General features: G+C 65.2%; 13 protein-coding genes. 9 read left to right on the top strand and 4 right to left on the bottom strand.

The annotated features are described in order from the left end of the window. Positions 1-57: 57 nt before the first annotated feature. Together QA642_RS18825 and purB are read left to right on the top strand one after the other, a co-directional pair. Positions 58-870, top strand: coding sequence for an isocitrate lyase/phosphoenolpyruvate mutase family protein (locus QA642_RS18825; protein WP_283085962.1), 813 nt, complete (start codon positions 58-60; stop codon positions 868-870). A gap of 120 nt (positions 871-990) precedes the next feature. After that, a complete protein-coding gene (purB, locus tag QA642_RS18820; RefSeq protein WP_349253856.1) occupies positions 991-2,430 on the top strand; it encodes an adenylosuccinate lyase in 1,440 nt (479 codons plus the stop codon). 201 nt (positions 2,431-2,631) lie between these two features. Here the strand turns inward: purB and cynS are convergent, their stop codons facing one another. Together cynS and QA642_RS18810 are read right to left on the bottom strand one after the other, a co-directional pair. Further along, positions 2,632-3,120, bottom strand: coding sequence for a cyanase (gene cynS, locus QA642_RS18815; RefSeq protein ID WP_142251064.1), 489 nt, complete (start codon positions 3,118-3,120; stop codon positions 2,632-2,634). A 71-nt stretch (positions 3,121-3,191) separates the two neighbouring features. After that, positions 3,192-4,763, bottom strand: coding sequence for an alpha/beta fold hydrolase (locus QA642_RS18810; protein ID WP_283085960.1), 1,572 nt, complete (start codon positions 4,761-4,763; stop codon positions 3,192-3,194). Positions 4,764-4,910: 147 nt separating this feature from the next. Here QA642_RS18810 and mddA point away from each other — a divergent pair, with 147 nt between their 5' ends. Genes mddA through QA642_RS18795 form a run of 3 tightly spaced genes read left to right on the top strand, consistent with a single transcriptional unit; the run spans position 4,911 to position 7,457 of the window. Further along, the gene (gene mddA, locus QA642_RS18805; RefSeq protein ID WP_283085959.1) at positions 4,911-5,702 is read left to right on the top strand and encodes a methanethiol S-methyltransferase; all 792 of its coding nucleotides are present in this window, start codon (positions 4,911-4,913) and stop codon (positions 5,700-5,702) included. Further along, positions 5,699-6,676, top strand: coding sequence for an NADPH:quinone oxidoreductase family protein (locus QA642_RS18800; protein WP_283085958.1), 978 nt, complete (start codon positions 5,699-5,701; stop codon positions 6,674-6,676). Before mddA ends, QA642_RS18800 begins: the two co-directional genes overlap by 4 nt. Positions 6,677-6,701: 25 nt before the next feature. Then, positions 6,702-7,457, top strand: coding sequence for a hypothetical protein (locus QA642_RS18795; RefSeq protein ID WP_283085957.1), 756 nt, complete (start codon positions 6,702-6,704; stop codon positions 7,455-7,457). 162 nt (positions 7,458-7,619) lie between these two features. Here QA642_RS18795 and QA642_RS18790 read toward each other — a convergent pair whose 3' ends face one another. Continuing rightward, positions 7,620-8,513 carry a LysR substrate-binding domain-containing protein gene (locus QA642_RS18790; RefSeq protein ID WP_283085956.1) on the bottom strand — a complete coding sequence of 298 codons (894 nt, stop codon included), beginning with the start codon at positions 8,511-8,513 and terminating at the stop codon, positions 7,620-7,622. 115 nt (positions 8,514-8,628) lie between these two features. On the opposite strand from QA642_RS18790, the gene QA642_RS18785 reads away from it, so the two are divergent. Together QA642_RS18785 and QA642_RS18780 are read left to right on the top strand one after the other, a co-directional pair. Continuing rightward, positions 8,629-9,381 (top strand): glucose 1-dehydrogenase, encoded by a 753-nt coding sequence (locus QA642_RS18785; RefSeq protein WP_283085955.1) that lies wholly within the window; start codon positions 8,629-8,631, stop codon positions 9,379-9,381. A 137-nt stretch (positions 9,382-9,518) separates the two neighbouring features. Then, positions 9,519-9,902 carry a nuclear transport factor 2 family protein gene (locus tag QA642_RS18780; RefSeq protein ID WP_283085954.1) on the top strand — a complete coding sequence of 128 codons (384 nt, stop codon included), beginning with the start codon at positions 9,519-9,521 and terminating at the stop codon, positions 9,900-9,902. 153 nt (positions 9,903-10,055) lie between these two features. Here the strand turns inward: QA642_RS18780 and QA642_RS18775 are convergent, their stop codons facing one another. Next, on the bottom strand, positions 10,056-11,255 hold the full coding sequence (locus tag QA642_RS18775) for a TrmJ/YjtD family RNA methyltransferase (protein ID WP_283085953.1): 1,200 nt from the start codon (positions 11,253-11,255) through the stop codon (positions 10,056-10,058). A 340-nt stretch (positions 11,256-11,595) separates the two neighbouring features. Here QA642_RS18775 and QA642_RS18770 point away from each other — a divergent pair, with 340 nt between their 5' ends. After that, entirely contained in the window at positions 11,596-12,810 is a 1,215-nt protein-coding gene (locus QA642_RS18770) for an NADP-dependent isocitrate dehydrogenase (protein WP_235545178.1), read from the top strand. Positions 12,811-12,908: 98 nt separating this feature from the next. Then, a complete protein-coding gene (locus QA642_RS18765) occupies positions 12,909-13,409 on the top strand; it encodes a DUF3455 domain-containing protein (protein ID WP_283085952.1) in 501 nt (166 codons plus the stop codon). The last annotated feature ends 2 nt before the right edge of the window (positions 13,410-13,411 follow it).

The following is a 13,411-nucleotide window of genomic DNA, read 5'->3' as shown; positions in this document are numbered from 1 at the left end:
TGATGGGCGAAACCATCCTATTGCTGCTGCGCGACACGAAGACCGACAGGAGCCCCCATGCGCACCCAGGCCGACAAGGCAGCACGATTTCGCGAATTGCATCAGCGCCCCGGCGCCTTCATCATCCCGAACCCCTGGGATGCCGGCACCGCAAAACTGCTGGCGTCGATGGGGTTCGAGGCGCTGGCGACGACGAGCCTTGGCCTTGCCAATACCCTCGGCAGCACGACCGTCGGCCTCGACGCCATCCTTGAAAACTGCCGGATCATCGCCGAGGCGACCGATCTTCCCGTCAATGCCGACCTCGAAAACTGTGGCGCCGACGATCCGAAGACCGCGGCCAGGGCCATCACGCGCGCGGCGGAGGCCGGGTGCGTCGGCGGCTCGATCGAGGATTTTACCGGCGATCCGCGCAAGCCAATCTACGATTTCCAGCTCGCGGTCGAACGCGTGCAGGCCGCCGTCGAGGCGGCACGCGCGCTCCCCTTCCCATTCACGCTGACGGCCCGCGCCGAGAACCTGCTGAAGGGCAACAGCGATCTCGACGACACGATCCGGCGGCTGCAGGCCTTCGAGGCCGCCGGTGCCGACGTGCTGTATTCGCCGGGGGTCCACGACATCGAGACCATCCGCACCGTGGCCTCGTCGGTCAAAAAGCCCTTCAACCTGGTGATGGGCTTCGCCGATCCGACGCTGACCGTCGAGCAGATTGCCGCCGCCGGCGTCAAGCGCATCAGCGTGGGCGGCGCCATGGCCCGCGTTGCGCTGGCGGCGTTCCTCAATTGCGCCCGCGAAATGAAGGATCGGGGCGCGTTTACCTACGTCCGCGAAATGGCCCCGATCAAGGAGGTGCGGGCAGCGTTTGGCTGACCGCCCCGGCCGGCGCGGAACAGCCGCATCGCCTCGGTCCGGCAGGGAATGTGGACGGATGGGCCATGCCGGCGCCCCGGGGCCGGCTCGCGACTTGCAGTCGGCCCCCGGCAATGCCAAATGAGCGGCATGCCTCAGGATCAAATCTCGAACGTCCTCGCCGAACGCTATGCCTCGCCCGCCATGCGCGCCATCTGGAGCGGCGAAGGCAAGGTCCGCCTCGAACGCGACTACTGGATCGCCGTACTGAAGGGTCAGCGCGATCTCGGCATCCCGGTGCCGGATGGCGTGATCGAGGCCTACGAGCGCGTGAAGGACCAAGTCGACCTCGGCTCCATCATGCGCCGCGAGCGCATCACCCGCCACGACGTCAAGGCGCGCATCGAGGAGTTCTGCGATCTCGCCGGTCACGAGCACCTGCACAAGGGCATGACCAGCCGCGACCTCACCGAGAACGTCGAGCAGCTCCAGGTCTATCGCGGGCTGCAGCTGATCGAGACCAAGAGCATCGCCACCCTCATTCGCTTTGCGAAACACGCAAAGCAGTTCCGCGACATGCCGTTCACGGCACGCACGCACAACGTCGCCGCCCAGGTCACCACGCTCGGCAAGCGCATCGCCATGTTCGGCGAGGAGATGCTGCTGGCGCATCAGAGCCTCGTCAACGTGCTGAACACCTATCCCGCGCGCGGCCTGAAGGGCGCGGTCGGCACGCGGCTCGACCAGATCACCCTGTTCAACGGCGATGCCGGCAAGGCCCGCGCGCTCGAGCAGCAGATCCTCAAGCATCTCGGCCTGCCAAAGAGCTTCGATGCCGTCGGCCAAGTCTATCCGCGCAGCCTCGATTTCCGCGCGGTCAGCGTGCTCGTCGATCTCGCCAGCGGCCCCGGCAGCTTCGCCAAGACGCTGCGCCTGATGGCGGGCCATGAGCTCGCCAGCGAAGGGTTTGCCAAGGGCCAGGTCGGCTCCTCCGCGATGCCACACAAGATGAACAGCCGCTCCTGCGAGCGCATCAACGGCCTGCACGTGGTGCTGAAGGGCTATCTCGCGATGGCCGCCGGCCTGTCCGGCGACCAGTGGAACGAGGGCGACGTCTCCTGCTCCGTGGTCCGCCGCGTGATGCTGCCCGATGCCTTCCTCGCCATGGACGGCCTGCTCGAGACCCTGCTCTCGGTGCTCGACCAGATGGAGATTTTTGACGCCGTCGTCGCGACCGAGCTCAACCGCTATCTGCCCTTCCTGCTGACCACCACGGTGATGATGGAAGCGGTGAAGAAGGGCGCGGGGCGCGAAGGCGCGCACGAGGCGATCAAGGAGCATGCGGTCGCGGCCATCCGCGACCTGCGCACCGGCAAGATCGTGCAGAACGATCTCTTGCAGCGTCTCGCCGCCGATCAGCGTCTCGGCCTCAGCGAAGCCGAGCTGCAGCGCGTGCTCGATCACGGCCGCGCCAATTCCGGCGATGCCGGCGCGCAGGTCGATCACTTCGCCGAGCAGGTCGACGCGCTGGCAAAGGCGAAGCCTGTAGCGGCCAGCTACACGCCGGGCGCGATTTTGTAGCCAACAACGGTAGTCTCTCCGTTCCCTCCCCCCTTGCGGGGGAGGGTCAGGAAGAGGGGTGCAACACGGGGACTTTATCCGTCACGCACCCACATCTGCGCATCGTCAACAACCAGCACCTATTCCTGGGCTACCCCTCTCCCTAGCCCTCCCCCACAAGGGGGGAGGGATCACACCTCCGTCGGCGCGCTAGGCGAGGCCTCACTCCTCCTTAAATCCGTATTCCGGCACGTTGCCGCTGGCGCCGTAATATTTGTACGGCAGGAATTTTCCGCTCATGGTGATCTTGACCCGGTCGCCCTTCGGATTGGCGACGCGCTCCATGGCCATGTCGAAGTCGATCGCCGACATGATGCCGTCGCCGAATTCTTCCTCGATCAGCGCCTTCCAGGCCGGACCGTTCACCATCACCATCTCGTAGAAGCGGTAGATCAAGGGATCGGTCGGCGGCATCGGCGTGCCGGTGCCGCGCATCGGCACCTCGTTGAGCATCGCAACTTCCGCCTTCGACAGCCCGAACAGCTCGCCGGCATTCGCCGCCTGCGGTTTTGTCAGTTTCATCTGACCGAGGATCGCGCCAACAATCAGAACTTCGGAGTAGCCGCCGATCTTCTCGCAGATGTGTTTCCAGCTCCAGCCCTTCTCGCGCTTGATGTCGAGCAGCTTTTCGGTGAGGTCTTCGCGTTTCATGCCGGGTCTCCTTGGCTAGGCACTGTGTCGTCTGCCGCTTTCGGAGGCACGAAACGTGCCAATAAATCAGGCTAGCGCCTCACACCGGCACCCTCGCCTCGCTTCGCCAAATCCTCCGTAAACCGCCTGATCGCCGCCAGCACCGGCCGCTGATCCCCCGCAAAGAACCAGTGATCATGGCCCTCCAGCTCGACGAATTGCGCGTTCCTGATCCGGCTCGCGATATCGCGCCCCGCTGCGATCCGCACGGCCCGATCGCCGCGCCGGTGCAGCACCAGCGTCGGCACGGCCACCTGTGGCAACAAGTGCCGCACATCGGCGTCGCGAAACGCATCCAGCACCGCCGAGATCCCGCCGGGGCTGGAGGCCGCGCGCAGCAGCCCGGCCCACCACGCGCGCGCCTGGGGATCGTCGGCAAGGCTCGGCGCGAAGGTCTCGATGCCCACCGGGCCGCCCCATTCCGCGATGAGGTGCTTGCTCCAGACATCATACTGGCTGGCGCGGAGCGCATGCGGATAGTCCTGTGACCAGCAGCCTTTGGCCAGCGCGCCGAACAGGATGAGGCCGGCCACGAGCCGCGGTTCATCGACCGCGAATTTGATGCAGGCCGGCCCGCATTCGGATGCGCCAAACAGCACCACGTGACGCGAGTCCGCCGCCCGCAGCACGGTGCCGATATCTTCCGCCGTGAGTTCGATGCCGGGGGCCGATCCGACCCGGTCGGACAGTCCGATGCCGCGACGATCGAAAATGATGAGCCGCCCAAGCCTCATCAATGACGCCAGAAACGTCCGGCTCGCGGGATGCTCCCAGACGCGCTCCACATGCGACACGAAGCCCGGCATGACCAGGATATCGAGCGGACCGCTTCCGTAAGTCTGATACGCCAGATGCACGCCAGCGCCCTTGACATAGCGTGTCGCCGGAACGGCATGTGGCGCCGCGGCCGGACTGAGAAGCGCCTCGGTCTCGGCTTCCGGCGCGACCCCGAGCTCGTCGCGCAGTCGCTGCGTCAGCGCCACATGATGCCGCTCCGCGGCGCTGCGGTCACCGGCCAGCAGCAGGCTGCGGATCAGATGCCGGCCGTAGACTTCGCTGAGCGGATCGAGCTCGACCAGGCGTCCTGCAAATGCCGTCGCGGCAGAATGGTCGCCGGCGGCATTCTTGTCCTGCACCAGGCGCTCCAGCGCATGCACCAGCCGCCCTCGCAGCGCCTCCCGGCGATAGAACGCCCAATCGTCGAATTCAGGCGAATCGTCCGGCGAGAAACCTGCGAGGAAATCGCCGCGATAGATCCGGCACGCCGCTTCGAAGTCACCGCGATCGCAGGCGCTTTCGAACAATTGCGAATCGAGCTTGAGCTCGACGTCTGGAGACACACGCAAGCTGGTGCGGTCGGTCTCGAAAACCGGTTTGCCGAGCGTGAGCTCGATGCGGTGAAGCAGGCGCCGCAATCGCGCAAGGCCGGTCTCGCGGGGCGTCTCCCGCCATAGCAGCGTAGCGATCACGTCCCGCGCAACGGCACTTTTGGCCTCGGCGAGAAAGACCAGCAGCGCAAGCCCCTTGCGCAAGGCCAGCTTGATCGGGCGGCCGTCGGCGTAAACCCTAGGGAACCCGAACGTCCCCAGCGAGAAGGCCGTCATGGAAAACCTCTTTCCCGGCCAGCGTCCCAAGGGGACTCACAGGGGACGGTCCGGCGATAGCAGTCAGGCCAGATCGAGCCTGACCGCCCGCGAGTAGTTCAGGCTCCTCCATGCGGCAGCGCTGCCACCGGCACAACAGGAAAAACCATGTTCGCACGCCTCGCAATCCTGCTCTACGCCATCGTGAGCTATGGCGTATTCACGGTTTCATTTCTCTACGCCCCCGGTTTCGTCGGCAATTATGTCGTGCCCAAATCGATCGACAAGTCGATCGACGTCGGCAGCCCCACCCATCTGAGCGAGGCCATCGTCGTCAATCTGCTGCTGATGAGCCTGTTTGCGATCCAGCACAGCGTCATGGCGCGGCCGGCCTTCAAGCGATGGTTGGTCAAATTCCTTCCCGCGGCCTGCCAGCGCAGCACCTATGTGCTGCTCTCCAGCCTGATCCTGCTGCTGCTGTTCTGGCAGTGGCGCCCGATCCCGGCACCGGTCTGGCAGGCCAGCGGAGTTGCAGCGTGGCTGCTGACCGGCGTGCACTGGCTCGGCTGGGTGATCGTGTTCGCCTCGAGCTACATGATCGATCATTTCGATCTGTTCGGCCTGCGTCAGGCTTTCTCCGTGCTGAGGGGTTCCGAGATATCGGCTCAAACCTTCAAGACGCCCCTGCTCTACAAAATCGTCCGGCATCCGCTGATGCTTGGCTTCCTGCTCGCGTTCTGGGCCACGCCCGCGATGACCGCAGGCCATCTGCTGTTCGCGATCGCCAACACCGCCTACATCCTGATCGCGCTGCAGTTCGAGGAGCGGGACCTGATCGCGGAGTTCGGAGAGACCTATCAGCAATATCGCCGGCGCGTTCCCATGCTGGTGCCGCGCCTGTTCGCGCGCCGCCGGGCCGACGATCGCCAGTCATCTCGCGCTGTCGGAGCACCGCAATGAAAGCCGTTCTCTGCAGCTCCTTCACCGGCCCCGGCGATTTGCGCGTCGGTGAGATCGACGAGCCGAAGCCCGCCGGGGACGAGATCCTGATCGACGTCCACGCGGCCTCGGTCAGCTTCATGGACCAGTTGCTGGTCTCGGGCCTCTACCAGATGCGGCCGCCGACGCCGTTCGTGCCCGGTACGGAGGCATCCGGTGTCGTCGTCGCCGTCGGCGAGAAGGTCGCGACATTCGTACCCGGCGACCGCGTGGCCTGCAGCAACTGGACCGGCGGCTACGCCGAACGGATGACTGCGAAGGAATCGAAGAGCGTGCGCCTGCCCGATGGCGTTGCTTTCGAAACCGCGGCGACGGTGCTGCACAATTACGGCACGGCCCATTACGCACTGGTCGAGCGGGCGCGGGCGCATCGCGGCGAAACCGTTTTCGTCAGCGGTGCGGCCGGCGGGGTTGGACTCGCCGCCGTCGACCTCGGCCGCCATCTGGGCCTCCGCGTCATCGCAGGTGTCGGCGCCGATGACAAGGCGGTGCTGGTGCGCGGTTATGGTGCCGACGATGTGATCAACTATCGCAGCGAGGATCTTCGCGACCGGCTCAAATCGATCACATCAGGAGACGGCATCGATGTCGGCTTCGACAATGTCGGCGGCGCAATCTTCGAGCAGATGGCCCGGCTGATGAAATGGGGCGGCCGACTGATGCCGATCGGCTTCACCGGCGGCGAGATTCCGTCCATCCCGATGAACCTGCCGCTGCTGAGGAACTATTCCATCATCGGCGTCTTTGCCGGCGCCTGGGCCGAGAAATTTCCGGATCTAGCCGCGCGCATGAACGACGCGCTGATGCAACTGCTGGCCGACGGACAAATCCGCCCGCATATCGACCGCATCCTCCCTTTGGAAGAGGCCGGCAACGCCATGCGCGCCGTGGCCGACCGGACGGTTCAGGGACGAATTGTGCTCAAGATCAGGTAGAATGCGCGGGGGAACGGCAACAGACGTGACCGAGATCATCATCGCCAGGCGCTTCTGCGGCCCTCCGAACTCCGGCAATGGCGGCTATGTCTGCGGCAGGCTAGCCCGCCACATTCCGGGGGCGGCGGAGATCACACTGCGCGCGCCGCCTCCGCTGGACACGCCGCTCGATGCAGTCGCCGCCGAGGATGGCGCTTGGGAGCTTCGTGATGGCGCCAAGGTCATTGCGACCGGGCGCGCGGCGAGTGTCGAGCTCGCGCAGCTCGAGACGGCCAGCTTGCGGGAAGCACGCGCCGCCGAATTGCTGACGCTGTTCGAGCCGTACGAGCATCCGCTGCCGAACTGTTTCGTCTGCGGTCCCGCGCGAGCGCAGGGCGATGGCCTGCGCATCTTCACCGGGCCACTCAAGCGTCGTGCGCAGAACGCCGTTCTCGCGGCAACCTGGACGCCCGATCCGAACCTCGCCGCCGAGGACGGCCTGGTCGCGCCGGAATTTCTCTGGTCGGCGCTCGATTGTCCCACCGGCTTTGCCTGCAATTGCAATCCGCAGAGCGGCAGCTACGACAAGACTCCACTCCTGCTGGGCCGGATGTCGGCCCGCATCGAAGCCCGCCCGCGCCCCGGCGCCCCCTGCATCATCACGGCCTGGCCAACCGGCCGCGACGGCCGCAAGCGCACCGCCGACGCCGCGCTCTATGATGAAGCCGGGACGTTGCTGGCCCTCGCCCGGACGACATGGATTGCAGTGGAGCGCGACGTGCTGCTGGGACGAGCTTCGTAGGGCGGATTGGTCTGCGGTTGCGCACAGCGCTGTCCGCGAAAGCATGATCCGGAAAAGTGCGTAGCGGTTTTCCGAAAAGATCATGCGCAAACAACAAGCTAAAGCGCGATGACGATTCATCCTGATCTCATCGCGCTTTAGCGCAAAGACGAGGCATTGCCATCACACCAGCGTCTTGGAAAATCCCGCCGCGAGATGATCAATCAGCGCGCGAACGGCCCGAGGCAGGCCGCGTCGCGTCGTGAAGACGAGATGCACCATGCCACGGTGGCCGCGCCATTCCGGCAACACGCGGATGAGCTTACCCTGGCCCAGCGCGTCCCGGCAGATGTGATCGGGCAACAGCGCAACGCCGAGGCCGGCAACCGCCGCGTCTCGTACAGCGCCGAAGTCGCCGCATCCCATTCGTGGTTCGTGCGTGAGGACGCGGGCCTGCCCATCGTCGGTCTGCAGATGCCATTCGACCAGAGTGTCCTCATCCGACGTCGCCAGCGTCGGAACCGCGGCCAGGTCATCGAGGGCACGCAACCGGCTTGCCAGCTGGGGGCTCGCGACAAGGATTCGCGTGGACGTGCCGAGCGACCGCATCGTCAGCGCTGCATCGCCCGTGAGCTCGGACCGCACGCGCAAGGTCACATCAATCCGTTCGTCAATCAGGTCGACGGGCCGGTCGACGGCGACGAGCTGCAGGCGCACCTTGGGATAGCGGATCAGGAAGCTCGAAATGAGCGCGGAGATCTCCGCAACCATGCCGGTCGGGCAGCTGAAACGGATGCGACCGTGAGGCTCGGCCTGCGCTTGCGCCACCAGCGCCTCGGCCTGCTCGGCTTCAGCCAGGATCGCGCGACAGCGCTCGTAAAAGGCTTGCCCGACTTCGGTGACGCGGAAGCGTCGGCTCGATCGCTCGATCAGGCGCAGCCCCAGGCGCTCCTCCAGCCCGGCAATCCGCCTGCTGAGCTTGGACTTGGGCTCGCGCAAGGCCCGCCCGGCAGCAGCGAAGCCGCCATGGCCCACCACCTCGGCAAAATAGGCAAAGTCATTCAAATCAGCCTTCATCGTTCTTTTCATAGAACGATGCGTACCAAATCCGGCGTCTGGCCGCATCATCGTTCTATTTACATCTACGACGGGCAACGGCGCTTTCGCCACATGCTTTCGAAGGAGACGGACGATGACGAACAGGTTCAACAACAAGGTCGTGGTGGTGACCGGCGGCACGAGCGGCATCGGCCTTGCGACCGCAAAGGCCTTCGCAGCCGAGGGCGCCGCGGTGTTCATCACCGGCCGCCGCCAGGACGCGCTGGATGCAGCGGTGAAGTCGATCGGTAGCCGCGTGACCGGCGTGCGGGGCGATATGGCCAACCTCGCCGACATCGACCGGCTCTACGACGCCGTTCAGAAGAAGCACCAGCAGATCGACGTGATCTTCGCCAATGCCGGCGGCGGTGAGTTCGCACCACTCGGTGCCATCACCGAGGAGCACTATCAGCGCACGTTCGACACCAACGTGAAGGGCGTCCTCTTCACGGTTCAGAAGGCATTGCCGTTGCTCCGCGAAGGCGCATCCATCGTGCTGAATGCGTCGACCACGAGCATCTCGGGTACGCCGGCTTTCAGCGTCTATTCCGCAACCAAGGCCGCCGTGCGCAACTTCGCGCGCAACTGGATCCTCGACCTGAAGGACCGGCACATCCGCGTCAACGCTGTTAGCCCCGGCGTCACCGAGACACACGGACTGAATCATCTGTTCGGCGGCGGTGAGCAAGCGGAAGGCACCAAGACCCAACTCGCCGGGCTCATCCCGGTCGGCCGCATCGGGCAGCCCGAGGAGATCGCCAAGGCCGTGCTGTTCCTCGCCTCGGACGAGGCAAGCTTCGTCAATGGTGTCGAGCTCTTCGTCGACGGTGGTCAGACTCAGATCTGACGTCGTTCGTAGTTCGCAGGGTGGGCAAAGGCGCAACGCGCCGTGCCCACCAATTCAAACCTCAATCAATCGGCCGAGCGACGTGGGCACGCTTCGCTTTACCCACCCTGCGAGGCCAGTGGAATTTGGAGACAACTATGACTCAACCCAATGCATCAGCGGATCGCATCCACGAACTGCTTCACCGCAACCTCCAGGAAGTTTTCGGCGAGGGCGACGCAGAGCGTCGCCGCACCGCCATCGACGAGCTATGGACCGAGAACGCCACTCTGTACGTCCCGCCAGGCGTTATCGTCGGCCGCGACGCGATCGGCAAATTCGCCGGCGATCTGCGCGCCACGCATCCCCACTTCGTCTACACGCCGACGAGCGAGCCGCAGGCGCTTCACAACGCCGGACGACTGGCTTGGGAATCGGGTCCCCGCGGCGAGGCACCCGACTACACCGGTTGGGATGTCATCATCGTGGAGGATGGCAGGATCGCTGCGCTTTATGTGTTCCTCGACCAACCAGGGAAGTGACGGAGCGTTCGTAGGGTGGATTAGCCGAGCGGATCTCGTAGGGTGGGCAAAGGCGCGCAGCGCCGTGCCCACGACTCCTGTCTCGGCCTGATTGATCGAGATGGTGGGCACGCTTCGCTTTGCCCACCCTACGAGACCTGTGCTCGACGAGACCTACGCGCTTGGCTCCACCATCCCCTGCAGCCGCACCAGCTCCGCCTCGAGATCACGCTCCACGTCCGCCGCGCGAATGTCGATCACCCGATAGTCGCGCGCCTCGAGCCAGCTCCGCCTTGACGCACGATCAGCCGCGATGGTCTCGCCCTCGCCCGGGTTGACCAGCTCGATCGCGATCCGGTGCGGGAAGGAAACAAAATCCGGGATGTGGCGCCCCACAGGGGTCTGGCGCTTGAACCCACCTGCGAAGCGGCGGTCGCGGGTCAGGGCCTGCCAGAGCAGGCGCTCGGCATCGGTGGGGTTGCGGCGGAGCAGGCGGGCGAGGCCGCGCACGGTCGAGCCGCTGTCGGGCACGCCGCCGCCCTGGCCATGCTCGGCGAGCAGCGCACGCAGGCGCGTCGCCTGCTCGCCGTCGAGCACGCCGCCCTTGGCCGGGCCCTTGCGTCCCTCGGCGATCGCCATGACGACTCCATGCAGGGTGTGCATGTCCTGCTTGGTCGGGTCCATGCGGGTGAAGATGTTGCGCAGGTTCACCAGCATGGTGTCGCGCTTCTCGGCCGGCCGCAGGAACTCGACCTTGTCGAGCTCGCGCACCAGGTTCTCGAAGAAGGCCTGGATCTGGTGCTGCGAGGCGCGCTCGGACCGTTCCGGCATCGCATGCGGCAGCTCGCCGGATGTGGCCCGCTTGAACCATTCATAGCCGATCAGCAGCACGGCCTGGGCGAGGTTGAGCGAGGCAAAGCCCGGATTGACCGGGAAGGTGATGATGCGGTTGGAGAGCCCGACCTCCTCGTTGGTGAGGCCCCAACGCTCCCGGCCGAAGAGGATGCCGGCCTTGCCGCCGGTCGCAACGTGCCCGGCGATCTCGCTGGCTGCGGCCTCCGGCCCGACCACGGGCTTGGCCTGGTCGTGGGGGCGCGCGGTGGTGGCAAACAGCAAGTCGATATCGGCGACCGCCTGCTCCACGGTGTCGAACAATTCGACCTTTTCCAAAATATAGTCGGCGCCCGCGGCGGCCCGCTGTGCCGCGATGTTGGGCCAGCCGTCCCTGGGGTTGACGATGCGCAAGCGGCTCAGGGCGAAGTTGCCCATGGCACGCGCGGCCATGCCGATGTTTTCGCCGAGCTGCGGCTCGACCAGGATGACGATGGGACCGTCGAGGGAAAGGCCCGTCTTGCTCTTGTCAGTCCCCGACATCTCGCTTCGCTTTCACACTGTCTCTCAAGGCCTTGGCAAGGCGCTCTCAGGAATAGATTCAAGGCCGGCCGCGGGGCCGGCCATGGCCGTCAGCCTGTCGTTTGCCTGTCCTGACAAAATTCTCAAGGGAAATAACGGGTTGGATTCGACTTTTGAATCTCTTCTGAAGGCTGAGGCCCGCCCCCACGCCAGGGCCGCTCCCCGCCCCCCATCTGGGCAAGCTGGATGAGCTAAAAGTGCATAATCCCTTGGCTTTCGCCCGCCGCGGTCCGGTGCTAAGAGGCGGCGGATATTCACGTTGGCGCGCCACAAGCGCCGTTCCCAAGAGGCTTCCCCGATCATGGCAAAAATCAAGGTATCCAATCCCGTCGTCGAACTCGATGGCGACGAGATGACCCGGATCATCTGGCAGTACATCAAGGACAAGCTGATCAACCCGTTCCTTGACGTCGAGCTGCTGTATTTCGACCTGGGCATGGAGTACCGCGACCACACCAACGATCAGGTCACCATCGACGCCGCCGAGGCGATCAAGAAGGTCGGCGTCGGCGTCAAGTGCGCCACCATCACCCCGGACGAGGCCCGGGTGAAGGAGTTCAACCTCAAGCAGATGTGGAAGTCGCCGAACGGCACCATCCGCAACATCCTCGGCGGCGTGATCTTCCGCGAGCCGATCATCTGCAAGAACGTGCCGCGCCTCGTTCCCGGCTGGACCAAGCCGATCATCATCGGCCGCCACGCCTATGGCGACCAGTACCGCGCCACCGACATCAAGTTCCCGGGCAAGGGCACCCTCTCGCTGAAGTTCGTCGGCGAGGACGGCACCGTGATCGAGAAGGAAGTGTTCAAGGCTCCGGGCGCCGGCGTCGCCATGGAGATGTACAATCTCGACGACTCCATCATCGACTTCGCCCGCGCCTCCTTCAACTACGGCCTGCTGCGCGGCTACCCGGTCTATCTCTCGACCAAGAACACCATCCTCAAGGTCTATGACGGCCGCTTCAAGGACATCTTCCAGGAGATCTTCGACAAGGAGTTCAAGAAGGAGTTCGACGCCAAGGGCCTGACCTACGAGCACCGCCTGATCGACGACATGGTGGCCTCGGCGCTGAAGTGGTCCGGCGGCTATGTCTGGGCCTGTAAGAACTACGACGGCGACGTGCAGTCCGACACCGTCGCGCAGGGCTACGGCTCGCTCGGCCTGATGACCTCGGTGCTGCTCACCCCCGACGGCAAGACCGTGGAAGCGGAAGCAGCCCACGGCACGGTGACCCGCCACTACCGCGAGCACCAGAAGGGCAAGGAGACCTCGACCAACTCGATCGCGTCGATCTTCGCCTGGACCCGTGGCTTGTCGCACCGCGCCAAGCTCGACAACAATGCCGAGCTCGCCAAGTTCGCCGCGACCCTCGAGAAGGTCTGCGTCGACACCGTCGAGGCCGGCTACATGACCAAGGACCTCGCGCTGCTGGTCGGCGCCGACCAGCGCTGGCTCTCGACCACCGGCTTCCTCGACAAGGTCGCGGAAAACCTGACGAAGGCGCTGGCGGCCTAAGCTGCCATCCGCAATTTCGCCCGACTGGGCCAGACATCATCGCGGGCCGCGCCAATGCGCGGCCCGTTTGTTTTTTGAGAGCTTTCGCGGAGACACCCATGTTCATCAAGATTGCTGCCCCCACAATGCTGCTCGCGGTCGTGATCGGACCGGTCGCCGCCGCAGAGACCCTCCCCGAAGCCATCGCCGCACCGGGCGAGAGCGTCGTGCTCAGCGTCCACGCCGAGGGCGCGCAGGTCTATGAGTGCAAGGCGGCCGCCGACGGCAAGCTCGCCTGGGCCTTCCGCGAGCCGATCGCGACGCTGCTCTCCGAGGGCAAAACCATCGGCCGCCACTATGCCGGCCCGAGCTGGGAGCACGCGGACGGCAGCGCGGTGGTCGGCAAGGCCATCGGCAATGCGCCGGGCACAACCGCTGCCGATATTCCCTGGCTGAAGCTGGAGGTCGCCTCCCGCCGCGGCGATGGCGTCCTCACGCCCGTCACTACGGTGCAGCGCATCAACACCCACGGCGGCAAGCTCGACGGCGCCTGCGACAAGGCCGGCGAGTTCAAGAGCGCGCCCTATTCGGCCGACTATGTTTTCCTGAAGAAGGGCTGACC

The organism is Bradyrhizobium sp. CB2312 (genome assembly GCF_029714425.1).
Classification (GTDB): Bacteria; Pseudomonadota; Alphaproteobacteria; order Rhizobiales; family Xanthobacteraceae; genus Bradyrhizobium.
This window is presented reverse-complemented; position numbering and strand designations above follow the sequence as displayed.